Below are 25079 nucleotides of genomic sequence, written 5' to 3' on the forward strand. Positions count from 1 at the left end.
AAGCTTTGACCCTGGCGACTGTTCGAGTTCTGTCAAAGAGATTTTTGTAGTGACCCATGCTACGAAGCGGTCTATGATGACCAAGGTTGGGACGGTCTACTACTATTTCTAAGATACAAGGTTGGGTTGAGGAACGAAACCCAACATTTGCGCGGCTTTGTTGGGTTGCGCTTTGCTTAACCCAACCTACAATTTTTCTCATTCACGAAACTCTGAATTTCATTAACGGAGTTCAAAGCCTCGTTCACGAGTATCAAAGACTCATTAATGGAGTTCAAAGACTCATTAATGGAGTTCAAAGCCTCGTTCACGAGTATTTATCAAAAATTCATCCGGTTTTTAGCGATTTTCGGGTAAGTCCTGATAAAATCAGCTAACGTATGAGCATGATTATGCACAACCGTATATTTACTACTTTATTTTTAACTCTATTTCTGGCTACCACACCCCAGTTTGTAGTAGCTCAAAACAATATTGAACAGCTATTTAAACAAGGCAACGCTGCCGAATCGGTGGGTAATAACTCCCAAGCAGAGACAATTTGGCGGAAAGTTTTACAAGTTGAACCCAATAATGGGAAAGCTTATAACAATTTGGGTAATGCTTTGCGGCGACAGGGGAAACTAGAGGAAGCGTTAGCGGCGCACCAGAAAGCGTTACAACTCAACCCTAATGATGCCGAAGCTTACGTTGGTATAGGCTATGTGCTAAATGCTCAAGGTAAACAAGAGGAGGCGATCGCATCTCACCAAAAAGCCTTGCAAATCAACCCTAACTCGGCTACTGCTTACATCAATCTCGGCAATGCCCTGAGTGACCAGAAGAAATTCGATGTAGCAATTGCCATTCTACTCAACCCCAACTATGCTGTTGCTTACATCAATCTCGGCAATGCCCTAAGAGAACAGAAATTAGATGCAGCAGTTGCCGCCTACCAAAAAGCAACTCAACTCAACCCTAACGATGCTGTTGCTTACAACAATCTCGGCATTGCCCTGAGTGAGCAGAAGAAATTAGATGCAGCAGTTGCCGCCTACCAAAAAGCAATTCAACTCAACCCCAAGGATGCTACTGCTTACTACAATCTTGGCAATGCCCTGAGACAGCAGAAGAAATTAGATGCAGCAGTTGCCGCCTACCAAAAAGCGATTCAACTCAACCCCAACAATGTTTATGTTTACATTAATCTTGGCAATGTGCTGAGTGAGCAGAAGAAATTAGATGCAGCAGTTGCCGCCTACCAAAAAGCAATTCAACTCAACCCCAAGGATGCTACTGCTTACAACAATCTCGGCAATGCTCTGAGAGAGCAGAAGAAATTAGATGCAGCAATTGCCGCCTACCAAAAAGCAATTCAACTCAACCCTAACGATGATACTGCTTACAACAATCTCGGCATTGCCCTGAGTGAGCAGAAGAAATTAGATGCAGCAGTTGCTGCCTACCAAAAAGCAATTCAAATTCAACTCAACCCAAACTTGGCTGGTGCTTACAACAATCTCGGCATTGTCCTGAGTGAGCAGAAGAAATTAGATGCAGCAGCTGCCGCCTACCAAAATGCCATAACATTAGCTATGACATTGCCAGAAGACAATTCTGTAACCTTAACCAGCGCTCATACTGCTGCTCTTAATGGCTTGGGTTTAGCATTCCAAGAGCAAGGGAAACTAAAAGAAGCCATTGAACAGTTTGACAAAGCAGAACAAATTGACCCAAATTTTGTCTATGCCAGTAACAATAATATCCAAGCAAGGCAGTTATGGAAAACGAAAGACGATACCCAAGCTAAGGAAATAGAAGACGATCGCCAATGGTTGCCTAAGAACGATCCAACTGTACCCATTAAGCGTTCTGTGGTACGCATCACTGCCGAGTTTTTTAACAGCGATCGCCAGGCAACAGAGATCGGCACTGGTGTAGTAATTAAACGAGAAGGCAACAGGACATTAATCCTCACTAATCGTCATGTCATTTTTGATGGCAATGAACAAGGTAAAAATATTCAAGTTGAATTTTTCAGTTCACCACCATCAAACCGAGTGCGAATGCGGCGAGATGCCAAGCTGCTCAAAATGACCTCTGAGGAACAACTCGATTTAGCTGTTTTGGAAGTTAGCGGCAAGCTGCCAGAAGATATCCAGCCTTTATCTATCTCTTCAAGTGAAATCAACCCGAAAATGCCCATTCGGATTATCGGTCATTCTGCCCACAGAGGTGAAGACAAATCCTGGTCTATGCAATCAGGGCAAATCAGCTATCAAAATCAGCGATTAGAAATATCTCAAGCTGCACTCAAACCCGGTTATTCTGGCAGTCCGGTAATTGATTCACAAAATCAACTTTTAGGTATCGTCTTTGCAAAAAAAGGCGAAGACCGAGATTTAGCTTATCCCATGTCTGAAATTCAGAAACAACTATCCACTTGGAACATTAAATAGCTTTTTGTACAGACGCGATTAATCGCGTCTCTGCTTCTTTACCTTAAACAAACTATGAATTATAAAATTATTCTTGCCAGCCTATTAATTCTCAGCATCAGCCATCTTCCTGCTGCTGCTTGCCCAGAAGGGAACCCCAAATCTACCGATTATATCCAACGCAAACCACCCAATCGCTGCGAAGGCATCAAAGAAGAACAATTAAGCGGCAATAGCTTGAACCTGATTTCCATTGCTACCCGAAACTTAACCGGTTTTGGCAAAACCCTCACAGTGCAAATTCCCCAAATAAGTGGCGGTAAAAATCCTCAAGTAATAGTGAAATCCTTGGGTGATAATTATCACTACCAAATGGATGACTTGTTATTGTCTAATAATGGTTCGCGTTTCAGCTTTAGCTGGGATACTTACGTTCTCAGGCAAGCAAAAATACCAGCTAATAGCCTTCGCGCTGTGGCATCCTATAACCTTGGTTCGCAGCCTGTTTATGTTCCAGTCATTGTGGGGCAAAGTTCGGGTAAGTATGAATTCGTGTTTTATTCTCAAAACCGAGTGAGATTTACTACCTTTGAAATCCTCTCTAAAGATCAATCAGCAATCTATAACACTTCTCGCCCTAACCCGAAAAAAGGTGAAAATATTTTTACCTGGGATGGACGCAATGCTTCAGCAGGGCGCTATGAACTGCACTATGTTGCTAATATTGACCGAAGAAATGAACCTAGCGATCGCATCGAAAGGCGAATTGTATTTGAACATAACCCAAATTGGTTGAAATAAATCATGGCATCTCGGCAAAAAGCCAAACAATTTCCCGACTTCATTAAGATTCGCCAATGGTTGAATTCTCTGAAAACACATCTAGTTGCGTGGTTTGGAGTCAGCATTTCAGCGCTGAAGCGCTTACTACGAACTATTTCAAATCATCAAAGTTTATTGTTGGCGCTGGTAGTACTTTTATTTTTGACTATCGGCACTATTGCTGCGATCGCACCTGGGACTCATACCTTTGAAGGTAATATCATTTCTCAAGAAATGAGCTTTGTCTATAATGGACAGCAACCCAAACGCTTTATTGAAAATATTCGTGGCATCAAAGAATTAGAAAGTGAAGGCATCCAAACCTTAACTTTCACGGGTAAGTTTCAAAGTGAATTACCTCAAGTTAATCAGTTAAAGTCGTTAACAATCCAACTTAAAGACCGCGAAAGTAAATGGATTATTGCTCCGGCTAATCTGGAAGGAACGAGCGAAATAGATTTGAATGAACTGCGGCTACAACCGAATACAAAAGTAACTGAGTTAAATTATGACTTTTATCGTAATCAGTTGGCTTTCTCCCTACAGCGAAACCCTAAACTAGACTTAAAAAACAACCCTAATATATTAAAACTCTATTTAGGTGAACCAATCAAAGTTATAGTAGAAGGCTATGAATTACCAGATTCTAATTTACAAGAGCAATTAGATAATCAAACACCTCTAGAATTTATTTTAAATCCAGATAATCAAGAATTTAACTTAGAATTTCCACAAAATACTAATATTTATATTACCTTAGCCAAACCTGCTAAATTTGAATCAGAGCAATGGTTTCGGGGCAAGATAGAAACCAAAAATGTTCAGTTTGTAGATGTAGATAGAAATGGCAGCGATCTCAGAGATGATTTAGATGTTTCTACTATTGTAGAAGGCAAAATTCGCATGGTAGGGCAGGAGCAGGAAATTAAAAAAAATCAATTTCTCATGGGAGAAAAACTTGATATTCCTTTAAATATTCAACTAATACGCCATCTACAAATTGTCCCTAAAAAGGGAATAGAAGCCCGCTTTTCTGGGAAAACTAAAAAGATTCAAATCGGTCTAGATCCAGATTTTCCAGTTTCTCAAATGCAGGGTAGCTGGTTAGATGGTGTTTTACCTCGTGATGCAATTATTGCGCTATTTTCTTTTGGGGCTGCTACAATTCCTAATCTTGTGTCTTGGTTATTTAGTAACACTTCTAAATCTGCGTCAAAACCATAGCCGTTAGGAGTGAGGGTTCCAATTTATTTTTTTGAATTTTGAATTAGAGTCTAGTAAAAATTACCTTTCAGAAGTCCCATTTGCATAAACTTCTGTTTTTGGAAGACTTACCAAGATAGTTTGCTGCGGCGAAAAGCTAATCTCGTAAGTCTCGTTCCCAAGTAACACCTGGAATTTCATCGACTTCTCTTTGTCTACAACTGCTTTTACAGATTTGTTGTTCCCCAAAGAGGGGCTTTCCCCAGACTGCTGTAGGCTAGAGTATTGGTTTGCTTTTGCCCCCTTTTTCCCAGAAGAAAATCCCAGATTCCCGACATTTTCTTCTTTGTTGTCAACGGGTAACAGCGAGATATCAATCAAGGGTAAGGTAATCTTTAGTGTCGTCCCTTGATGAAGTCCCGTACTCTCAAGAGTAATGCTGCCTCCCATAAGTTCGATTAAGTTTCGTGAAATTGCGAGTCCTAGTCCAGTCCCTTCAAACTGGCGTGCAGTTGTGCCATTCACCATCACAAAGGGACGAAATAGTTTATGTTGTTGATTAGGATCAATGCCAATACCTGTATCTTTAACTATTACCACTACCTGAGATTTACCATTACTAGATTGAATTTCTGTAGCAATGGTGATGCTTCCTGTGTCAGTGAACTTAGTAGCGTTGCCAATAACATTAATCAGCACTTGCTTCAGTTTTGCCGCGTCTGCCTTAATTGGTATCGGTTGAGGATCTAACTCGCATTTCAATTGCAAGCCCTTTTGTTGAACATTAACTGATTGTAAATTAATCACCTCTAGCAATATTTGTCGGAGATCGAGAGGTGTGATAACTACAGAAAGCTTACCCGCTTCGATTTTAGAAATGTCGAGTAAATCATTAATAATATTGAGCAAATGAATCGTTGTTTCATTGGCACGTTTGAGGAATTCCATTTCTTCTTCACGGCTATCACATAAACCATCTTCAACCACGCGAATGCAGTTAATAATAGTATGTAATGGGTTTCTCAACTCATGGGAAGTCGTAGCCAAAAACTGGCTTTTAATCTGGTTAGCGTTTTTTGCTTCTTTCCAAGCTATTTCTAGTTCTTCTGCCCCAGCTTTGAGCCGTTCTACCATTTGGTCTAATGCTTGGGCCAGTTGATTGAATTCCCGAATTTGGAAATTGTGCGGAACTGGTTGTGCGGCGTGGTGAGAGTGAATATTCAGAGCGTAGTCTCGCAATTCTTCTACAGGACGTGCCAAGTAAGGAGCTAAATATAGGGATGCTAACAAACTTGCACCAATCAAACCAACTGTCAAAACAATAAGAATTAGTTTAATTTCTTCTAAACCAAAAAGCGCATTATCGACACTAGTAACAGCTAAGACTATCCATTTTTGCTGCTGCTCTTGGGTGAGTGGATTTGCAATAGCCGTATAGCCAGCTACTAATTCGTTTCCCTCTTTAAAAGACAAATTTATCGAATCGTTTCGTCCTGCAAGGGCATTTTTAATTATGCTCTTGAGTTGGGAAGCATTTGGATGTTGATCAATGTTACTTCCCACCCAGTCTGGAAATGGATGTGCCAAAATTGTGCCATCTTCAGCAATAACTACCATCGCGCCTGTAAGCGATCCTGGTGGATTTCTGGTTTGTTGGTACAATGCAGATTGAATACTTAAGCTGTAAACTAAATTTTTTCGGCTATCGGAGACTGGTGCAGATAAAACTAATTGCAATTGATTTTGTGCGTTTCTTTTTCCAGTCATTCCTGCCTTTGGCGGGAAGATTGTTTTGACATCAATTCCATCACTAGGCAAAGGGTATGTCAACTCCCCAATAGCTTGATCCCCGCAGCTAGTGGCAATTATTTTCTGATTTAGGAGATCCGTTAATTGGATGCACTCAATATTGGCTGGAAGTTGTTGCTTTAGCTGTGTGATAATTTCTTGCTCTTGGATAGGTGAACCCGACGGAATCACCGTTGTTTTACTTACACTCAGCAAATTAGCTTTTAAGATTGCGATCGCATCGCCAATCCTCTCTCCTTTACTAATGGCGCTTTCTGTTAAATTTTGACGCGCAGTTCCCAATATGCTAGAACGTGCCTTATTCAAGGCTACAATCTCGCCTATAAGTAAAACTGGAACGAACAGCAGCAATATTCTCGTTACTAAAATTCGACGAAAGGAAGATTGGCGGGAATTAGTCATCGAGTGTCTCACTTTGCATCTGCAAACCACAACAGCAAAGATATGTAATTAGACTGGCTAGATGAGACATTTTATTAAATTATCAGAATTTTATTTTCAATGTTTAAAAATAACAAATTGCTATCTTTCAAAAAGAAACGTGGTATACCAAAACTCATATATGCTAGATGTAAAAGTGGTTTGTGTTGCATATAAATACAGTGGTAAAATTGTAAATAAATAACTTGCAGGCATGGATTTTTTTTGAGAATCTACATACAAACAAAGAAAATATTCCAACTATCAAATCAATTTAATGTTGCAACATCGTCCTCATACTACAGTTGTTTTAGCAATGAGTGCAGATGGCAAGATAGCAGATTTTAAGCGATCGCCTGCTCGGTTTGGCTCAAGGGTTGATAAAGCACATCTAGAAAAACAAATCGCTGCCTCTGATGCGGTTTTATTCGGTGCTGGTACTCTCCGGGCTTATGGAACGACACTTACTGTATCAGATCCAACTCTAGTGCGACTTCGGGCACAAGAAGGGAAGCCTCCGCAGCCAGTTCATATAGTGACTACACACTCTGGAAACCTCAATCCGGAAATTAACTTTTTTAAGCAACCAGTTAGACGCTGGCTACTCACGACAGCACTGGGAAAACTTTCATGGAAAGGACGTTGTTTACAGACGCTTCCTTCAACTCTGGGAACCGGAACACAAGAGTGTCCTCCAGAATTTGAGCAGATTCTGGTTTTTGAAACACCAACGCGAGAAATTGATATTCCCGCAGCTTTGAAGCATCTAGCCAATATAGATATAACACGGTTGGCGGTCTTGGGTGGAGGTGAATTAGTCGCTTCCCTGCTGGGCCTAGATTTAATTGATGAATTATGGCTAACTGTCTGTCCCCTGATTTTAGGTGGTAGTACTGCCCCCACACCTGTAGAAGGGAAAGGTTTTTTACCCGATTTAGCTCCCAAGTTGCAACTTTTAGAAGTTCATACTGTTGAGCAAGAAGTGTTTTTGCACTATCGCCTGCAACAACCAGCAGATTAGATTACGCTAAGTTAAGTTATTGGATATTGGGAATTGGGAATTGGGAATTGGGCATTGGGCAAAACAGTTCTGTTAGCGGATAGCTAAGGTTTAGCCCGTGAAGAGTTAGGAGTTACGAATTCTCCCCCTGCCTCCTTGCCCCCTGCTCCCTGCCCCCCTGCCTCTTACTCATCCCTACTCCCCTAAGATGGTAGAACAACTTAAGCCTCGCTATTCTGTCATTTGGACGAACAAAATCGCTGAAGTACCCCAAAATGCCTGGAATGCTTTAGCAATGCCACTCAAAACGCCATTTTTAGAATGGGAGTGGCTAAATAATCTCGAAACCTCCCAAAGTGCTACGGCTAAAACTGGTTGGTTGCCAAATCACTTAACATTGTGGCGAGATCGAACTCTGATTGCGGCTGCACCACTTTATCTCAAAGGACATAGTTCTGGTGAATTTGTATTCGATCACCAATGGGCAGAGTTAGCCGATCGCATCGGAGTTCAATATTACCCAAAATTGCTGGGTATGACACCATTTACCCCAGCTGAAGGTTATCGCTTTTTAATCGCCCCAGGAGAAGACGAAGACGAAATCACCGCGATGATGGTGCATGAAATTGACACTTTCTGCTCAAAAAATCGGATTTCTGGATGTCATTTTCTCTACGTTGATCCCCAATGGCGGCCGATGCTGGAACGGCATGGTTTTACAACTTGGCTGCACCACAGCTACGTCTGGGAAAATGCTGGCTTTAAAACTTTTGATGACTACTTGAAAGTGTTTAACGCCAATCAACGCCGCAATATCAAGCGGGAACGTAAGGCTGTAGAGAAAGCTGGTTTAAGATTGCAACCTCTGAGTGGTGATGAAATTCCCTACTCTTTATTTCCTTCGATGTACCAGTTTTATGCTGACACCTGTGATAAATTTGGTTGGTGGGGTAGCAAGTATCTCACACAGAGGTTTTTTGAGCAGCTACACAATGATTATCGCCATCGAGTCTTGTTTGTCGCCGCATATAGCGAAGAAGATAATTCTCATCCTTTAGGAATGTCTTTTTGTTTATTTAAAGATGACAAACTCTATGGACGCTATTGGGGGAGTTTTCAAGAAATAGATTGCTTACATTTTGATGCTTGCTATTATGCGCCTATTGAGTGGGCGATCGCTAACGGAATCCAAATTTTTGACCCTGGTGCGGGTGGTCGCCACAAAAAACGCCGTGGTTTCCCTGCTATGCCCAATCATAGTTTGCATCGCTTTTACAACAATCGTTTAGGACAAATTATCCGTCCCTATATTAAGGAAGTGAATCAACTCGAACAGCAGGAGATTGAGGCGATTAATGCAGAGTTGCCATTTAGTAACCGGGATTCTTAAAAGTTTGCCAAGGCAGAGGGTGAACGACGAATTACACTTAATATATAGTGTAAAAACCCTGAAAAAAGAAAATTTCTTTTGCTAGTGCTTATGGATTTAATACTTGAAGATTTAGCCGCAATTGATGATAAACTTTCCCAGCGTCATATCGATCTCGATCCGGGTGGATATTTTATTATTTACTTGGATCGAGACGCAGGGTTAATTTATGCCAAGCATTTCACAAACGTAATTGACGATCGCGGTTTAGCTGTCGATCCCGAAACGGGGAAGGTAATTCCGGCACGAGGAAAGGTAGAACGAACTTACACAACGGTTTTTAGTGCGAGAACGGCTAAAGAACTTTGCGTGAAGATTTTTGAAGAAACTCAGCCCCCGCCTGTAACTCAATTAAATCATGCGGCTTATTTAGGTCGAGAATTTGTTCGGGCTGAGGTGGCTTTAGTAAAAGGGCAAGAGTATGTTCAGGATTAAGCCAATTTTAGATTTTTAATTTAAGGAAAAATCTAAAATCTAAAATTGAATGACCCTGATTATCCGATTACCCATCAGATGACGGCTGATTTATCTGATAAATGTAGTAAGTCGCCATTGGGATGACGGTGGCGGCAATTAACAACCCTACTACCCAAGCAGTAGCGTTACCTTGGTTAGTTTCTTCTGCTTTCTTGTAGGTGCCTTCTACTTGTACATTGTCAGCAATTTGGGGTGGACCTGGATCGGGTTTACCGGAGAGGACGGCAACCAGGCGATCGCTAGCATCTAGAAATGCCTGATTGTATTTGTTACCATTGCGTAACGGCACACTTACTGTTTCAGTAGCGACACTCTCGGCAATAGCGTCAGTGAGTAAAGGTTTGACTTCATCCCCAGTAATAATGGAAGTACCATTGGTAACTGTGTCAATAACCAATAAAGTTTGATTTGCTTGGGCTTCTTTTGTCGGAAACCATTTTTCAAACAACTCTTTGGTAAAGCTTTCTGGTGTTTCACCGTAGTCAAGGCGGCGAACAGTCACAATTCTGACTTCCTTATTTGTTTGTTTTGCCAAATCCTCGAAAGCACTGCTAATCTTACCTTCATTCAGACGGCTGATAACCTCACCTTGATCCAAAACCCAGGTGTCTGCTGTGAGGCTGGATAATTGATACACACCTGTGGCTAAAGCAGGTGTGGCAAACAGCGAGGCTGTTAAAGTAACCGTCACCAATGTTAAAACCAGCCGGATGAGGTGTTTTTGACTACTAAATATTTGTTTGAGGAGCTGTTTCATCGTGTGATCCCTAAGACAGACTTGCACCAAAAATACTACAGAACTAGTGCAAAAATCACCTCGTTCGCGGTTTTCTCCGGGATCAAGTTTTTGCTACTACCAGCAGATATATATTTTACGGGATTTTTTGATTGCACAAACTTCTGATGATCGCGGTTGCAAGCATAAAATTGACAAGAAATACCGCCCATTTTGAGAATTAACCCAAATGCTTAGGGCGGAATTTGCAAACCATCTAGAAATGATATCGTATAATGAGTATTTTTGGCAGAAAGAAGTATAACTTTTCATATATGCAAGTTGCTTGTCCTGCTATACCCTTTTATGGGTTATCTCTGCAACTTCTCTGATATTTTGGCTAAATCTAGAATAATATATACATGACTATAATTTTAACTAACGACGATGGCATTGATGCCCCCGGTATAAAAGCTCTAATTAAAGCTGTAAATGGCAAAAATGTTATTATCGCGGCTCCTGCCGATCATCAGTCTGGGTGTGGACATCAAGTTACTACCACTCGTGCCATCAACCTCCAGCGACGTTCTGAGACTGAATATGCGATCGCAGGCACTCCCGCCGATTGTGTGAGAATTGCCATAACACAAATTAACGCAGATGTCAAATTTGTGCTTTCAGGTATCAACGCTGGGGGCAACTTGGGAGTCGATGTCTACATTTCTGGCACAGTGGCTGCTGTGCGGGAAGCCGCAATGCACGGTATTCCCGGAATTGCTATTTCCCACTATCGCAAAGCCAAGCAGAATTTTGATTGGGATCTGGCTGCCAAATTGACATCTGAAGTTTTAGCGGACTTACTCAAGCGTCCCCTAGAACCGGGAAGCTTTTGGAATGTGAACTTGCCGAATCTGCTACCAGGAGAACCACATCCTGAGATAGTGTTTTGCCAAGCCTGTAGCAGACCTTTGCCTGTCAACTATCGAATTGAAGGCGATGATTTTTATTATGTAGGAGAATATGGCAAACGCGATCGCACCCCTGGTAGTGATGTGGATGTATGTTTTTCCGGCAATATTGCGGTAACTCAGTTAAGGGTTTGAAACTTTGACACTCTCAGGTTTAAAGATGCTAAGATTCTTGGTTTTTCCAAACAACATTAGCCAAGTTTGGAGGTTTAATTCCCCTACTTTTACAGACAATACATTTTGATGCCTAATTAAAATCTCCCTTACAAAACGTAATTACGAATTACGAATTATTTTAACTTCCCCTCTTCTCTTGCCGTTCTTTGAGTTTTAGCATAATTTCTGCGTGCATCTCGCGGGTAATTGGGTAAAAATACGTTAAAACTAAGCCACAAAGCAAACAAACGGTAGGTATTGGCCCAACAGCAATACGAATAGCAAACAGTGCCGATTCTGGTTGGATAGGTAGTGGACTTCCGGCTACGGATTCTTTGAAACCCGATACTTGCAAAGCATTTCCTACCAAAAACAGTCCAAAAGCTAAACCAAATTTTTGTAGCAAAACCATGAAGCCATAAAAAATACCTTCTCTGCGCTGTCCCGTTTGCAGTTCATCTAATTCAATCACATCTGGAATCATCGACCAGGGAATTAGATAAGCTGTGGATACACCAATCCCTGCCATAACAGCCATCACATACATCAAAACTATTTGACCAGGCTGTAAGAAAAATAGTCCGGCCGCTGCTATAATCCACAAACTCATTCCGAGAAAATAAACAACTTTTTTGCCGATTTTTTTACTCAACGCTCCCCAAACAAATAGCATCAATAGAGCAGTTCCTTGCACTGCAATCATGACTGTGGGCACATCTGATTCTTTGAGTCCCATACAATTGACTACAAAATAGGGAATAATGCTGGCTGTTACCTGCACACCTAGCCAAGAACAAAGATATATACCAATAACAAATAAAAAAGGTCGGTTACTAAAGACAATTTTTAGCTGTTCAAAGAAAGGGAGAGATTCAGGTTCCTCGGTTTGGATGCGTTTGGCCTCAAAAGCCAAGATGCGATCGCGGACTCCAAAAACGCACCAATATAATCCTAAAATCGAAATTACAGTAGAAACTGCTGCTAAAACGATATATTGTTGTTGGCGATCGCTAATTTGAGAAAAAATAATTTGCGTTAAAATCAACGACAGAATGCTGCCACCAATAGAAAATGTAAAGCGATAGCTGTTAAGGCTGGTGCGTTCGTCGTAATCTTGAGTTAGTTCTGGAGTCATTGCCGTATAAGGCAAATTTACAACCGTGTAAAACGCTTGAGATATCACCCCAATCGCTACGTAATACCAGAACAGCGGCCAAATATTCTCACTCTGATTTGCACTAAATCGCGGTACAATCCACTGCAAGAAGAAGAAAATCCCAAAGGGAATAGCCCCATAAAACATCCAAGGAAGACGACGACCCCAACGACGAGATTTCGTTTTATCAGTCAGAAACCCGACAACCGGATCATTTATCCCATCCCAGATTTTGCCAATCATCAAAATACTGCCAGCTAAACCCGCAGGGATACCAGCGACATTCGTGAAGAAAACCAGCAGAAAAAAGACGGATATATTTGCAGTGATTGCCGGGCCTAAATCTCCTGCACCGTAAGCCAGTTTTGTTTTGAAGTCGAGTTTTTCACTAAGAATATCTCGTTGGGCATCGCCATCAGCAGCATAATCTTTCATAATAACTTGCGCTCATACTAAAATAAAAAGTTTGCAGTTTGCGTAGCCCGTCGTAGACATCGCCTTCAATACTAGCCATCTACCACTCCCGTTAGACTTATGCCAGACCTTTATGTTTCTTGGTCAGATTATCACCAAAAAATTGAACAACTGGCTATCCAGATTTATCAATCCAGTTGGGAATTTAACCAGATTATCTGTCTTGCCAGAGGAGGATTAAGAGTTGGAGATATTCTCTCCCGGATATATCAGCAACCTCTGGCAATCTTAGCAACCTCATCTTACAGTGGCGCTGGTAAGCAAGAAAGAAGTAATTTAATTTTCTCCCGCCACTTGACAATGACTGCCGAAAAGTTAGGTTCGCGCATTCTCTTAGTAGATGACTTAGTAGACTCTGGCATCACACTCCAACAGACTATACCTTGGCTCAAGCACAATACTGATTCCCCAATTGAGGAAATTCGCACCGCCGTTCTTTGGTATAAAGCCTGTTCAGTTATAGCACCCGATTATTATGTCGATTACTTGGCTGACAACCCCTGGATTCATCAACCCTTTGAACACTACGAGCAGATGAATATCGCAGAACTTGGGGCTAAAGTCAGTTCGTGTTGATAATTAAGAATTCAAAAAGGTTATGAAGTGAGCTTTTTTGCCTCACCAGATTTTTTACTATATTTTGCCAATTTTGGTATATTTACCTACATCTCTGACTGCGTTAGAACTTTGGCGCGTCTGTGCCGATTTATTTTCATTGTTAGAGTGTAGACCCTGCGATCCAAAGCCTACAAAAATTTGACTCCGAAGGTGTTTGAAGGCATTCGTGATGGGTAATTTTTTTCGGATATAAGCTGCCAATTGAGGCAACGCGAGATGCGATCTTGTTTTTGATCAGAAATTACAACTAACCGAGTAATATATGTAGAGTTGACAAATGTAACCCTTGGGGTTACGATTCAGACAGTGATTAAAACCTTCAAGCATAAAGGACTGGAAAAACTTTTTGAACTTGATGATAGAAGCGGTATTCAGCCTAAACACGCAGAAAAATTACTAGATATTCTTGATAGACTTCATGCATCTTCTCAAGTTGAGGACATGAGATACCCAGGTTCTAGGCTTCACCAGTTAAAAGGCGATCGAAAAAATGAATGGTCAGTAAAAGTATCTGGAAATTGGCGTGTAACCTTTCAATTTGAAGATGGTAATGCTTACGTTGTTGATTACGAAGATTATCACTAGGAATTTGATTATGATAACTAAAAGAAAGCCGAGACATCCTGGTGCTTTGATTAAGCGTCAATATTTAGAACCTTTAAAGATGACCAATACTCAGCTAGCTGAGATTTTAGATGTCTCGCGTAAAACAGTTTCAGAAATTGTAAATGAGCAAGCTGGTGTTTCTCCCACTATGGCGCTTCGTTTAGCAATAGCTTTTCAAACGACTCCAGAACTTTGGTTAAATCTTCAGCAAAACTACGATCTTTGGATTGCTGCACAAGAATCTGAAAGTTTGAAAAAAATATCTCCTATCAATTTACAGCCTTCTTAATTAGCAGTCTAATAGAATGTGTAAAGCTCAGAGACATAGCTCTGGGCTTCTAATTATACAGATTTTAAATAAATTACTAGACTAACTTAACAGACTAGTGAAATTGAGATTCAGAAAGATGCAATTAACCAAAACCCCTATTAAGAATAAAAACAATTAATACGGATGCAAACGACCGCCTCTTTCGCTAGATTTGTTCAGATGTAGTAATCTCAATATTGTGAGCATTACGATCAAGCTTATCTTGAAAAAACTTGAGAAGTTCCGCTTTATGTTGAAGCAACCATTCAGAATTGTTATTAGGGTACAAATATATGTTGTAAGTGTAAGCGTTTTCATCCCAAGTAATTTTGTGAACTGCTTTGCAATGGTAAAAGAAATTAACTATTCTTGTTAGAGTGCTTATAGGCTTTTGTCCTTCAGATGTACATGATAAATCAAGATTTTTGTAAATACTCAATTTTGTTGTGTTGCACCGAAAATCAATTTCATTCTTGCCTTTACATTTATTACATATATGACACAGAACTTGTGAGTTTTTTATAGATATTTCTCCCCCCAGAGAAAGCGGTTTAATGTGATTGATTTGTAAATTACTCTCGGTATTGACTCCACAACATAGGCAAGCATTCCCGTCTCTTTCTTCTACTTCTTGGGTTAGCTCTCTATAATCTTCCTTCTTTTTAATTTCTGCTTCTACAATACATTTTTCTAGTTGTTTGGTGAAAAGCTCTGTCTCCCATTTTATTTTCTTCATTGCTGTGAGTATCAGTTCCTTTACATTCTTTTCTGTTGTTGTGTAAAGAATGTCTACTATTAACTTTTGAAGAATTCCCGACGTATCTGCAAGAAGAGGTCGTTCAAGTAAAGCTTTTTTAATCCCGTGGTCTTGAGGTTTGATATTGTCGTAAACCAGATCGCCATCTTCTTGTAAGTGTATCTTTCTCTTATTCTTGAGAACTGACATCAATTTTCTTGTCTCAGACTTAGACCATGTTGCGCGGCTATCCCTTGGCTCTTCTGGACTGGATTCCATCATCTGCTGCACCCCTTTCTTTTTCTGTCGGTACGTGATGGTTCTATAATTCCCAAAAATGCGATCGCATTTTCACCCCCGAATACCCCCCCGTTTTTAGATTTCAACCTGGGGAAGGGGAAAGAAAAAACCTTTAACCTTTTTCCTAAGCCAAATTCCTAGCCTAAAATGTTTAACCGAGCAGTATTGGGAGAGGGGTGTCTTTTGTCATTGGTCATTATTAAGGGCTTTCAGCCTGTTTGCGTTTGGTAACATACTTAGGTTATTTCGCGTCAATTTACTTAGTTAAGTTTTTGATATCTCCCCAAACTTAGGACTCCACCACCCTTTTGGCGTACTGAAATAAGCTACATCTTTATGTTTCGTATCTTTACGGGATTGTGCGTTAGAACATCGCAACATTGTCTTACTCTGCCCCTCTTTGATGTAACTGTACTCCTCTAGAGGTTTTTTACATACCGGGCAGGGATATGCCGTCATCTTGACGGGAGGCTTTTGTTGATTTTCAGCTTGGACTGTTTTAGCTTGTGGTGGCTGCCAAGTTTTGTTAAAGTCGCTCCAAAATAGCACGACATTTTCACAGCCTTTTGTGCATTTGAGGAAATATTTCTTTTTAACTTTAGTACTCGGAATTTTGGCGAGAAAATTTTTGCACTCAGGGCATCGCGTTTTAGAAGTTTCATATTTGCGATCGCTTATCACATTAGCTTTACCTGTTGGGGAACTCGCAACTACAGTTTTAGCTTTGGAAAGCGCTGGTACAAAATAATTCTGGTTCCAACTAGTTAAATAATGCTGCCAAGAATTTTTTCCTTCGGAAATTGCATCAAGGGCATCTTCCATTTTCGCTGTGAATTCCGCCTCTAGTAAATCTGGTAGTGCTTTGAGCAAAAACGCATCAACTTCTAACCCTAAAGCTGTTGGTTGCAGATGGTCTTTTTTCAACTCGACATAATTTCGTTTTTTTAAGGTAGCAACAGTAGGAGCATAAGTACTTGGGCGACCAATTCCTTTACGTTCCATCAGTTGTACTAATTTTGGTTCACTATAACGCGGTGGTGGCTGCGTCTGCTTCTGCTCATGTCCAGCATTCTCCAGTTTCAATGCTTGTCCCTGTTGTAATGAAGGTAAAATACTATCCTTGCTGAGATTGTTCCAGTACCGGGCATAACCATAAAATTCAATTACTTGCCCTCTAGCTGACCACAGTAGAGAACCAGACTGAGTAATCACCAAAGTTTTACGCAATTGTGCAGCACGACACTGAGAAGCAATTGACCGTTTCCAGATCATTACATACAGATTAAACTCATCATCAGGAAGTTCTAAACGCAATTGAGCTGAGGGACGAAATACATCTGTTGGACGAATCGCCTCATGTGCTTCTTGAGCTGATTTGCTACTACGATGCTTGGCGACTTGCTGCGGTACATTCTGCGGATCATTTTGCTCTAACCATTTACGAGCGCTGGCACAAAATTCTGGACTCAGCATTACTGAGTCTGTTCGCATATATGTAATCAGCCCTGCCTCATAGAGCTTTTGAGCAACAATCATGGTTTTGTCAGGAGCAAACCTCAGCTTTGAACCGGCTGCTTGCTGAAGGCTGGAAGTTGTAAATGGTGGCGGTGGCTGACGGTTAACGATTTTTCCTTCAAAATGAATCACCTGATGAGGATGTCGCTGTGCTTCTTCAACTAAACGTGTTGCCTCTGCTTCGGAAAGAACACGTTTAGATTCCGGTGTTTCTGGACTATTACCAACCTTCGCGTCATCGTGAGTTTCAGTTTCTTGGTCTGCTGTATCTTTTGCAGAATCCACTGTCCCTTTGTAAAAAGCCCGAAATCCTTCAGCATAATCTACCCAAACACTCCAGTAATCTTGGGGGACAAAAGCCAGAATTTCGTTTTCTCGCTGACAAATTAGGTGCAACGTCGCGCTTTGGACTCTGCCAACACTTTTAGCACCGTTATTCAATGCCCAAACTAAAGGGCTACCCTTATAACCCACCAACTTATCTAGACAATCTCGGCACAATCCAGCACCAATCAAATTTTGGTCTAGCTTTCTGGGATTAGCGATCGCACTCTGTACCGCCGATGCTGTAATCTCAGTATAAATTACTCGTTTCGGTTCCTTTAAACCCAGCGTTTCTTTGAGATGCCAAGCAATTGTCTCGCCTTCCCGGTCTGGGTCAGTTGCTAAGACAACTTCATCAACCTGCTTCACCGCAGACTTGAGCTTCTGGATTGTTTCTTTTGCTCGTTGGTCACGCGGAACGTAATTGCACCTTACATTACTGCCGTCCATGACGAAGCCCAAGGAATCGTCCCCTTCATTGCTGAGTTCTCGGATATGGCCACAACTGGCTAAAACTTTCCAATCCGAACCCAGAATTTGACTGAGTTTTTTGACTTTTCCGGGAGACTCTACCACAAGCAGGCGTTTGATCATAGCAACTGCATTCTAGATTTTGAGCAATAAACTGGCAATTTAAATTAGCGTTCGCCTATCTTCGTCATCTGGATTTTCTAGAATACTGTACCAAAAAGCTTTGGAAATTGCTCAACTCAGTTTAGAGGTAAATCATCTCAACACTATCCATTTATACCTTTGTATAACTGTTGCTTCTGTCACCTGACGATAATGAACTAATGTGAATTGCGATCGCAATTCGTTTGAGCATCTCTGCGTCTGTAATTTTGGTAAGCGATCGCGATTATTGCACAGATATAATCTATTACCAGGCGTAGGCTAGCAAGAACCGCAGGCATCGCAGCGCTCAAAAATAAAAAGATGTATTTTATCAATACTTCAAGCATCTTGAGGTTTCCTGCTTTGAAAGCCTCGGCTCAAACTTCTTTGTGACTGCTGTCTGTAAATTTTGACTATAAACTCTGAAAATGTGAAGAACACACTAAGAGGATTTTTTAGCACATAAGTAGGTCGGCAGAAAAATTTACAAGTATGTAACAACAAATTAATCATGTTTCAGGCATTCTTCCAAAAAAACTATGTCTGACTCCTTGCACTTTGCTTTTCATCCTCGAAGAAAGTTTATACCAAAGTCTTTGTAGACCAAGCTTTTCCCGTTTATCAAAACAGAATTTAGGAGTCAGGATTCATCCTGAATCTGTATGATTGGCGGATAGCGCAGCGTCTCGTAGAGAGCATCTTGATTACGACCGGAGTAACGGAAACGTCTTTGTTAGCGTAGCGGGGCGTAGCCCATTCTGATTCCTTCTTCAAACCGATTGCGATTTATTTATCTTTACATAGTTTACTTTTTTCACGACTATTTACTTACATATTTCCCCTACAATGTAAAGAGTATGCAAAGATACTTTTTGAAGTATAGACATACAAGTAAATTTCAGTATTTAGTTAGTATCAGGTTATTTAAATGTTCTCTCTTTTTAAGCTAGACACCCACAGGCAATAGCCCACAACGAGGGGATGAAAATAACCTTCTGTATCAAGAGTTAACTGTTCCCTATTTTCAAGACACTAGGATTTACGCATTGACAAAAAAATTAAAGTATGAAGTGTGATTTTCAGGCATTTAAGCTTGATTTCGTGATGTTTTTGCAAGAATGCCTAAGTTGGGGCTGCGCCTACGGTATTTAATCAAGGATGCTTGTAAAAACCCTGAAATGAACTATTTGAGTTCATGCACAAAGTCATTAATTTGTACAGTGCATGAGATTTTGATATGCAGATAGGTGCTAGTTGCAATCTGCTCAACAGTGTGGATTTTCAATAAAAATTACTGTCCCTCCAGAGGGAAATCAAAATATGTCGAAAGTGTCAACTATCGGCGGGTTTTTGTGTTCTAAAACAGTACTAAATCAGGGCTGAGAAATTTAAATTTACGGGAATATCGATTAAGGAAGGTAAAAGTTATGACAAATATCATTGGAACTAACAGTAATGATATTCTACTGGGCAGTAATGACGCTGACATAATTAACAGTAAAGTAGGCAACGATACCATTACAGCTCAACAGGGCGATGACACTCTGACTGGTGGTGGCGGCAAGGATAAATTTATTTACAACTTGGGTGATGGGACTGATACTATCACTGATTTTGGTGGCATAGGTAAAGGAACAAACCCGACAGCAGCAGTTATTGGCGAAGTAGATACGATCAAATTCCAGGGTGCTGATTTGACTGCCCAAAATCTGTTGCTTACCCAGAATGGTAATAATCTGGAAATCACCTTTGATGGGGTTGCTAATACCAAAACGATTCTAAAAAACTTCAAACTAGAAAACCTCGATAACCTGAAAGCTTCTGGAAACAGACCAGCTATTGGTAATATCCTGTTTGATGGGCAAACTAGCATCACCGATAGTTTTGATGTCTTTGATGCCAACTCCACTGCAACTAGCGTGTTCAACAAGAACACGGTGACTTTCCTCAATGACCTCGACAACAACGTTACAGGTTTAGATAACTCAAATGATGTCATCAATGGTCAGGGTGGGAATGACCGCATCGACGGCAAGAGTGGCAACGACTTGCTGCGGGGTGGTACGGGAAATGATACTCTCATTGGTGGTACGGGGAACGACACCCTTATTGGTGATGCTGGTAATGATTCCCTCGACGGTGGTGCTGGTAATGACTTGCTACGGGGTGGTGCTGGGAACAATATCCTCAACGGTGGTGCTGGTGACGATAACTTGAATGTTGACTCTTCAGCAGGCAATAATCTCTTGTCTGGTGGCGATGGCAATGATAGTCTCTCGGCATTAGGGGACTACGAAGGTAATGTGGTGTCTGGTAATAATACTCTCAAGGGTGGCGCTGGTAACGATACCTTGATTGCTGACGGTTCCGCAGGCGATAACTTACTGGATGGTTCCAATGGCAATGATTATCTCTCTGCCTCTAGTGGCTACTACGACCCTAAAGTGTCTGGCAATAACACCCTCAAGGGTGGCGTTGGTAACGATACCTTGAGTGCCTTACTTTCAACAGGTAAGAACTTCCTGGATGGTGGTGATCATAACGATTATCTCTCTGTCAATCTTTCCTCTGGTAATAACACCCTCAACGGTGGTGCTGGTGACGATTACTTGAGTGCTAATATTTCAACAGGCAATAATCTGCTGTCTGGTGGCGATGGCAATGACTCTCTCTTTGCCTCAGAATTTGAGGGCTATAGGTTTGATAACACTTCGGGGAATAACACCCTTAACGGTGGCGCTGGTAGCGATTACTTAAATGTTAACTATTCACGAGGCAATAATCTGCTTTCTGGTGGAGATGGCAATGATTCTCTCTCCGGTTCTAGCTACGGCCGCGGCTTCGGAGGAGCTTTTTATAACACTACTGGAAATAACACCCTCAACGGTGGTGCTGGTGACGATAATTTGAATGTTGATTATTCAACGGGCAATAATCTACTCAATGGAGATAATGGCAATGATTATCTCTCAGCTTCTGGCTACGAATACGACAATTCTGGCGACGAAAAAGGAGTTTATCGCAGGACATCAGGCAATAACACCCTCAACGGTGGCACGGGTGCTGATAAATTGATTGTTGATTATTCAACAGGCAATAACCTACTCTTGGGAGGTGATGATAATGATTACATCTCTGCATTTGGCGCATTAGGGAATAATACCCTTAGCGGTGGTAATGGAAATGACACCCTCAAAGGTGGCAATGGAAATGATATCCTGACAGGTGGTTTTGGTAATGATAGCCTCTATGGAAATGATGGTAATGATACCTTTGTTTTCAATGGCTTTAATCAAGGTGTTGATCATCTTTATGACTTCAACGTAACTAATGACCGGATTCAGGTATCGGCTGCTGATTTTGGTGGCGGGTTATCAATAGGTTCACTTCAACAAAGTCAGTTTATTGTCGGAACATCTGCAACGACAAGCAATCAACGATTTATCTATGATTTTTCTACAGGTGGACTGTTCTTTGACCAAGATGGCAGTGCATCTGCCTTTAATCAGGTAAAATTTGCCCAATTATCTGCTGGATTGTCACTAACCAACGACAAAATTGTTGTTGCTTAATGGTGATTAACACTCTTCCATAAATAAACAGCACAGATAGATTGCGAGGTACTATTTTCAGCACCTCGCATTCGTATTCATAAAGCGTCAAAAATGCCTATTTCAAATAGTTGCCATAGTTACTTAAACGCTCAAGGAGGGTGCTAGGGCTAAAGTTTTCGTCAGATCGGCAAGGAGAACGCGATCGCAGAGGTTAAACAATTCTATCTCGGTCTGCGTCTGTCGCATTAGCCGTAGGAAATGACCTTCAGCGTCAACACTCAGGGCAATGTAGTTGAGGAACATTTTCAGATAGCCTACACGCGATCGCTCTGGCATAGTTGCTGCTGTGGGGGTCTGCCATAAACGATCGATATAGTTGCGTACTTCTACTAAAGGAACGGGTGCGATCGGCTCGAAGCGCAAAGCTTGCCGAATTTGATTAAAAATCCAAGGATTGCCAATCGCCCAGCGCCCTACCATCACACCAGCCGCGCCCGTTTGAGAAAGCACTTCAATAGCAGTTTTTGCAGAGTTGATATTGCCATTTGCAAGCACTGGACAATCAACTCGTCTAACCGCTTCAGCAATTAAATCATATCTCACTGCCCCGTGGTACATATCTTTCACTGTGCGACCATGCAAACTCAATAAATCAATGTTGTGGCGATTGATTATATCTAGAATTTTGTAAAAGTTATCTGTATTTTCAAAACCTACGCGCATCTTGACAGTCAAAGGGCGATCGTTCACTGCCTGCCGCAATTCTGCTAAAATCCGATCTATTTTTTCTGGTGAGAGCAACAACCCACCCCCAACATTTTTGCGATAGATTCTAGGTGCCGGGCAGCCCATGTTCAAATCAACTCCAGCGATATTATAGCGGCAGAGATCAATTGCTGTTCTTACTAAGTCTGGAATGCTTTCGCCAATCATTTGAGCAAAAACGGGGCGACCCGTGTCGTTTTCGGTGATTGCTGCCAGAATGTTACGATTGAGCCGTGAGGTATCATTGACGCGGAAATACTCGGTGAAGAAGTAGTCAGGGCTGCCATAGTGGGCAATTACCTTCATAAACCAGAGGTTTGTCACATCCTGCATAGGCGCAAGAGCGGTGAGGGGTAGGTATGGATGGAGTGATTGGGGGAGCGATACCTGGGACGACATGAATATGAGAGCGTTTGACAAAGCATCACTCTATCAAAAAATCCTTACTAAAAGTTGTAACCTTCGTCAGTTTTGCTGTAGGTGTAGATGCGATATCTACGATGATTACTGAGCTTCTTGTACTGAGCGCAGTCGTAAAGCCTGCGGCATAGCTACGCTTAGGGCGCAGCCTCTCGTAGAGAAGTGCGGGCTACGCCTATGCTAGATAAAACTTGTAAGAGTTACACATCTGTTATCTATGTCAAATTAAGGTTAAAACCAGTAGGGACGCATAGATATACGTCTCTACAGCCAATTAATATCAAGTCCAGTCAATCACTTATGATTACCGCATCTGTGCAAAAATCGGAAAAGCTTCTTTCCCCCTGCCACCTGCGGTCTAAATGATAAGTCTTTAGCCGGACACGATATAATTGTTGATCAAGATTTTTTAAAAGCGAGTATAAAATCTTGTATAGCAGCAAGCAAAACAAGAATCATACCAATTAATCCCTCCGCCTAAAATCACATATTGTTATTCTCTAGCAATGACAATATCGTTCGACTTAATGACTGCATAAGCTTCTTTTCCCTCAGATAGTTCTAACTCTTCTGCCGAAGCTCTGGTGATAATTGAGGTTAATTCTACTTTATGAATAATTTCCAGAGTTACCTCACTATTAACTGCTCCATAAACAACTCGTTTAACAACACCTTTAAGAATATTGCGAGAGCTAACTTTTAGTGATTTCTTAGGAATAGTACTTTCTATGCTAGGCTTCTGAGTATAGTAAATATCTTCCTGTTTTTCCTGCTGAGTTGGTGGTAATACTGTTCCTGACGAGTGCTGAGTGAGACTACGCACAAGTTCTCGCAAAATCTCAGTCTTGGTACGTTGAGACTGCTCGCAAAACTCCTCTAGAATCTTCCGCTCGTCCTCTGAGGTTTGAAATGTAACCCATCCTTGTTCTTTTCTTGGCATAATAATATTATTTATCAATTTTGGTTATCTTGGTAAGATTCTACCAACTATCAATTCGATATGTCGTTTTAGTAATAACATTTTTTTTGCGATAATTTTCGGCATTTTTTGCAAAATAAATCAACTAATCCGATCTAAATAACTACATAAATATTTATTTTTTTGTAGTTACAAAATATTTTGTTCCTTGAAAATGTCTAAGCATCACTATCTTTATAGTAACTAGGATAGTATGATGTTAGCCTATGGTATTTGTCGAGATAGCGATTGCAGGGGTAATCTGGCAGAAAATTCCACTGGCGTAGGCGTAGCCCGTCGCAGACATCGCGTGAGTGCCCTAGGATTATCTAACGTGAGTTCACAGCCGGGGGATGAAACACCTAAAATCGCGTTCTCAAGACCTGCGGAGTTTATTTGAGAACAATATCACCATTGAATACGTCGCAGAACCCCTTAAAGCTATGCCAGCTAATGCGGAGGTGACAGAAGTGCTGCATTGGATGCAGGCACAAAATTTTGATGTTATCGGCGTTGAGACAGGAGATATTATCAGCGGTTATGTAGAACGCTCCAGTTTGATTCAAGGTAAAGAAGGCAAGTGTGGCGACTATCAACGGGTGTTTCATCCCAAAGAACTAATAGCCATTTCCACCCCACTGATAAAGTTGCTACCCATCCTGCAACAAACTCCACGATTGTTTGTCTTGGACTGCAATCAGGTAAGTGGTATTATTACATGTGGCGATTTGCAGAAAGCACCCGCACGAATGCTGCTGTTTGGCTTGGTAACGCTCCTAGAAATGAATTTGCTGCGGCTGGTGCGGATTTACTATCCTCAAGATTCTTGGCAAGAAGTCCTCAAACCTGAGCGCTTAGAAGTTGCTCAACGGCTATGGCGAGAGAGTCAGGAAAGAAACGAAGCTACGGATTTGTTAGATTATCTGCAATTTTGTGATAAGCGAGAGTTGATTTTAAATCAGCCAGAACTTCTCCAGCAACTGGGATTAAAATCCAAACGGTTTGGGGAACGCTTCCTAAAGTCTGCGGAACAGTTGCGAAACCGATTAGCTCACGCTCAAAATCTAGTTAGTGGCTCCTCTTGGACAGAGTTAATTTCTCTAGCAGAGGCGATGGAAACGCTGTTAATTCTCTGTGAGGAAGTTGAGTGAATCTTTCAGTTTTTCACTACATTATTTAACCATTTTGTCAAGTCACTCAACACAGTTTTGAGGTCTTTAACGTCTGCTGGGGTTCTGCCTAACAACCAGGTGGCAAAGCTTTCGGGATACTGTTCTGAAAGATAGCGGCAAACGTTATCGATGGAAACTGA

At 41.3% G+C, this 25079-nt stretch carries 19 protein-coding genes and 2 pseudogenes; 12 read left to right on the top strand and 9 right to left on the bottom strand.

Annotation, left to right across the window (positions count from 1 at the left end):
* A pseudogene (locus tag IQ274_RS36365) lies at nucleotides 1-202 on the bottom strand (hypothetical protein); the annotation flags it as partial.
* Between the two features lie 190 nt (nucleotides 203-392).
* Here IQ274_RS36365 and IQ274_RS08375 point away from each other — a divergent pair.
* The 3 genes from IQ274_RS08375 to IQ274_RS36370 are packed head-to-tail and all read left to right on the top strand — an operon-like array spanning nucleotide 393 to nucleotide 4463.
* Nucleotides 393-2438, top strand: coding sequence for a tetratricopeptide repeat protein (locus tag IQ274_RS08375; RefSeq protein ID WP_228058101.1), 2046 nt, complete (start codon nucleotides 393-395; stop codon nucleotides 2436-2438).
* A 54-nt stretch (nucleotides 2439-2492) separates the two neighbouring features.
* Complete coding sequence (locus IQ274_RS08380; RefSeq protein ID WP_194141971.1) at nucleotides 2493-3218, top strand: hypothetical protein; 726 nt, start codon at nucleotides 2493-2495, stop codon at nucleotides 3216-3218.
* A gap of 3 nt (nucleotides 3219-3221) precedes the next feature.
* Nucleotides 3222-4463, top strand: a complete 1242-nt coding sequence (locus IQ274_RS36370; RefSeq protein ID WP_228058102.1) for a hypothetical protein — start codon at nucleotides 3222-3224, stop codon at nucleotides 4461-4463.
* Between the two features lie 60 nt (nucleotides 4464-4523).
* Here the strand turns inward: IQ274_RS36370 and IQ274_RS08390 are convergent, their stop codons facing one another.
* On the bottom strand, nucleotides 4524-6653 hold the full coding sequence (locus tag IQ274_RS08390) for an ATP-binding protein (RefSeq protein WP_194141972.1): 2130 nt from the start codon (nucleotides 6651-6653) through the stop codon (nucleotides 4524-4526).
* Nucleotides 6654-6948: 295 nt separating this feature from the next.
* Here IQ274_RS08390 and IQ274_RS08395 point away from each other — a divergent pair, with 295 nt between their 5' ends.
* From IQ274_RS08395 to IQ274_RS08405, 3 genes are all read left to right on the top strand, one after another.
* Entirely contained in the window at nucleotides 6949-7692 is a 744-nt protein-coding gene (locus IQ274_RS08395; protein WP_163937568.1) for a RibD family protein, read from the top strand.
* A gap of 187 nt (nucleotides 7693-7879) precedes the next feature.
* On the top strand, nucleotides 7880-9061 hold the full coding sequence (locus IQ274_RS08400; RefSeq protein ID WP_194141973.1) for a GNAT family N-acetyltransferase: 1182 nt from the start codon (nucleotides 7880-7882) through the stop codon (nucleotides 9059-9061).
* Between the two features lie 90 nt (nucleotides 9062-9151).
* Nucleotides 9152-9535 (top strand): DUF4346 domain-containing protein, encoded by a 384-nt coding sequence (locus IQ274_RS08405; RefSeq protein WP_185585177.1) that lies wholly within the window; start codon nucleotides 9152-9154, stop codon nucleotides 9533-9535.
* A 67-nt stretch (nucleotides 9536-9602) separates the two neighbouring features.
* Here the strand turns inward: IQ274_RS08405 and psb32 are convergent, their stop codons facing one another.
* Entirely contained in the window at nucleotides 9603-10334 is a 732-nt protein-coding gene (psb32, locus tag IQ274_RS08410; RefSeq protein WP_194141974.1) for a photosystem II repair protein Psb32, read from the bottom strand.
* 380 nt (nucleotides 10335-10714) lie between these two features.
* On the opposite strand from psb32, the gene surE reads away from it, so the two are divergent.
* Nucleotides 10715-11395: a 5'/3'-nucleotidase SurE gene (gene surE, locus IQ274_RS08415; protein WP_163936742.1), complete on the top strand. Its 681-nt coding sequence runs from the start codon at nucleotides 10715-10717 to the stop codon at nucleotides 11393-11395.
* Nucleotides 11396-11555: 160 nt separating this feature from the next.
* Here surE and IQ274_RS08420 read toward each other — a convergent pair whose 3' ends face one another.
* Entirely contained in the window at nucleotides 11556-13007 is a 1452-nt protein-coding gene (locus IQ274_RS08420; RefSeq protein ID WP_194141975.1) for an MFS transporter, read from the bottom strand.
* A 99-nt stretch (nucleotides 13008-13106) separates the two neighbouring features.
* Here IQ274_RS08420 and IQ274_RS08425 point away from each other — a divergent pair, with 99 nt between their 5' ends.
* The 3 genes from IQ274_RS08425 (at nucleotide 13107) to IQ274_RS08435 (ending at nucleotide 14559) form a co-directional block, all read left to right on the top strand.
* Complete coding sequence (locus IQ274_RS08425; RefSeq protein WP_194141976.1) at nucleotides 13107-13622, top strand: phosphoribosyltransferase; 516 nt, start codon at nucleotides 13107-13109, stop codon at nucleotides 13620-13622.
* A gap of 312 nt (nucleotides 13623-13934) precedes the next feature.
* Nucleotides 13935-14249, top strand: coding sequence for a type II toxin-antitoxin system RelE/ParE family toxin (locus IQ274_RS08430; RefSeq protein ID WP_228058103.1), 315 nt, complete (start codon nucleotides 13935-13937; stop codon nucleotides 14247-14249).
* Nucleotides 14250-14259: 10 nt separating this feature from the next.
* Complete coding sequence (locus IQ274_RS08435) at nucleotides 14260-14559, top strand: HigA family addiction module antitoxin (protein ID WP_194141977.1); 300 nt, start codon at nucleotides 14260-14262, stop codon at nucleotides 14557-14559.
* A gap of 187 nt (nucleotides 14560-14746) precedes the next feature.
* Here the strand turns inward: IQ274_RS08435 and IQ274_RS08440 are convergent, their stop codons facing one another.
* The 3 genes from IQ274_RS08440 to IQ274_RS08450 form a co-directional block, all read right to left on the bottom strand.
* Entirely contained in the window at nucleotides 14747-15598 is an 852-nt protein-coding gene (locus IQ274_RS08440; RefSeq protein WP_194141978.1) for an HNH endonuclease, read from the bottom strand.
* A 282-nt stretch (nucleotides 15599-15880) separates the two neighbouring features.
* Nucleotides 15881-18049 (bottom strand): type I DNA topoisomerase, encoded by a 2169-nt coding sequence (topA, locus tag IQ274_RS08445; protein ID WP_163936733.1) that lies wholly within the window; start codon nucleotides 18047-18049, stop codon nucleotides 15881-15883.
* A 197-nt stretch (nucleotides 18050-18246) separates the two neighbouring features.
* Nucleotides 18247-18417: a hypothetical protein gene (locus IQ274_RS08450; RefSeq protein ID WP_163936730.1), complete on the bottom strand. Its 171-nt coding sequence runs from the start codon at nucleotides 18415-18417 to the stop codon at nucleotides 18247-18249.
* 1080 nt (nucleotides 18418-19497) lie between these two features.
* On the opposite strand from IQ274_RS08450, the pseudogene IQ274_RS37695 reads away from it, so the two are divergent.
* Nucleotides 19498-21642 (top strand): annotated as a pseudogene (locus IQ274_RS37695) (calcium-binding protein); the annotation flags it as partial.
* A gap of 123 nt (nucleotides 21643-21765) precedes the next feature.
* On the opposite strand, the gene IQ274_RS08460 reads toward IQ274_RS37695, so the two are convergent.
* Nucleotides 21766-22788: a tRNA-dihydrouridine synthase family protein gene (locus IQ274_RS08460; protein WP_163939240.1), complete on the bottom strand. Its 1023-nt coding sequence runs from the start codon at nucleotides 22786-22788 to the stop codon at nucleotides 21766-21768.
* A gap of 514 nt (nucleotides 22789-23302) precedes the next feature.
* Nucleotides 23303-23749, bottom strand: coding sequence for a TOBE domain-containing protein (locus IQ274_RS08465; protein ID WP_163939242.1), 447 nt, complete (start codon nucleotides 23747-23749; stop codon nucleotides 23303-23305).
* 371 nt (nucleotides 23750-24120) lie between these two features.
* Between IQ274_RS08465 and IQ274_RS08470 the strand changes: the two genes are divergently transcribed.
* Nucleotides 24121-24918: a hypothetical protein gene (locus IQ274_RS08470; RefSeq protein ID WP_163939244.1), complete on the top strand. Its 798-nt coding sequence runs from the start codon at nucleotides 24121-24123 to the stop codon at nucleotides 24916-24918.
* Nucleotides 24919-25079: the final 161 nt, after the last annotated feature.

It is taken from the genome of Nostoc sp. LEGE 12447, assembly GCF_015206985.1.
In the GTDB taxonomy this organism is placed as follows: Bacteria; Cyanobacteriota; Cyanobacteriia; order Cyanobacteriales; family Nostocaceae; genus Nostoc.

What these genes read in the sequence shown, in the direction of transcription:
- IQ274_RS08425 (WP_194141976.1), top strand. Translation starts at nt 13,107, where the DNA reads ATGCCAGACCTTTATGTTTCTTGGTCAGATTATCACCAAAAAATTGAA.
- IQ274_RS08400 (WP_194141973.1), top strand. Translation starts at nt 7,880, where the DNA reads ATGGTAGAACAACTTAAGCCTCGCTATTCTGTCATTTGGACGAACAAA.
- surE (WP_163936742.1), top strand. Translation starts at nt 10,715, where the DNA reads ATGACTATAATTTTAACTAACGACGATGGCATTGATGCCCCCGGTATA.
- IQ274_RS08390 (WP_194141972.1), bottom strand. Translation starts at nt 6,653, where the DNA reads ATGACTAATTCCCGCCAATCTTCCTTTCGTCGAATTTTAGTAACGAGA.
- IQ274_RS08440 (WP_194141978.1), bottom strand. Translation starts at nt 15,598, where the DNA reads ATGATGGAATCCAGTCCAGAAGAGCCAAGGGATAGCCGCGCAACATGG.
- IQ274_RS08460 (WP_163939240.1), bottom strand. Translation starts at nt 22,788, where the DNA reads ATGTCGTCCCAGGTATCGCTCCCCCAATCACTCCATCCATACCTACCC.
- IQ274_RS08450 (WP_163936730.1), bottom strand. Translation starts at nt 18,417, where the DNA reads ATGCTTGAAGTATTGATAAAATACATCTTTTTATTTTTGAGCGCTGCG.
- IQ274_RS08470 (WP_163939244.1), top strand. Translation starts at nt 24,121, where the DNA reads ATGAAACACCTAAAATCGCGTTCTCAAGACCTGCGGAGTTTATTTGAG.
- IQ274_RS08395 (WP_163937568.1), top strand. Translation starts at nt 6,949, where the DNA reads ATGTTGCAACATCGTCCTCATACTACAGTTGTTTTAGCAATGAGTGCA.
- IQ274_RS08420 (WP_194141975.1), bottom strand. Translation starts at nt 13,007, where the DNA reads ATGAAAGATTATGCTGCTGATGGCGATGCCCAACGAGATATTCTTAGT.
- IQ274_RS08380 (WP_194141971.1), top strand. Translation starts at nt 2,493, where the DNA reads ATGAATTATAAAATTATTCTTGCCAGCCTATTAATTCTCAGCATCAGC.
- IQ274_RS08375 (WP_228058101.1), top strand. Translation starts at nt 393, where the DNA reads ATGCACAACCGTATATTTACTACTTTATTTTTAACTCTATTTCTGGCT.
- psb32 (WP_194141974.1), bottom strand. Translation starts at nt 10,334, where the DNA reads ATGAAACAGCTCCTCAAACAAATATTTAGTAGTCAAAAACACCTCATC.
- IQ274_RS36370 (WP_228058102.1), top strand. Translation starts at nt 3,222, where the DNA reads ATGGCATCTCGGCAAAAAGCCAAACAATTTCCCGACTTCATTAAGATT.
- IQ274_RS08465 (WP_163939242.1), bottom strand. Translation starts at nt 23,749, where the DNA reads ATGCCAAGAAAAGAACAAGGATGGGTTACATTTCAAACCTCAGAGGAC.
- topA (WP_163936733.1), bottom strand. Translation starts at nt 18,049, where the DNA reads ATGATCAAACGCCTGCTTGTGGTAGAGTCTCCCGGAAAAGTCAAAAAA.
- IQ274_RS08405 (WP_185585177.1), top strand. Translation starts at nt 9,152, where the DNA reads ATGGATTTAATACTTGAAGATTTAGCCGCAATTGATGATAAACTTTCC.
- IQ274_RS08435 (WP_194141977.1), top strand. Translation starts at nt 14,260, where the DNA reads ATGATAACTAAAAGAAAGCCGAGACATCCTGGTGCTTTGATTAAGCGT.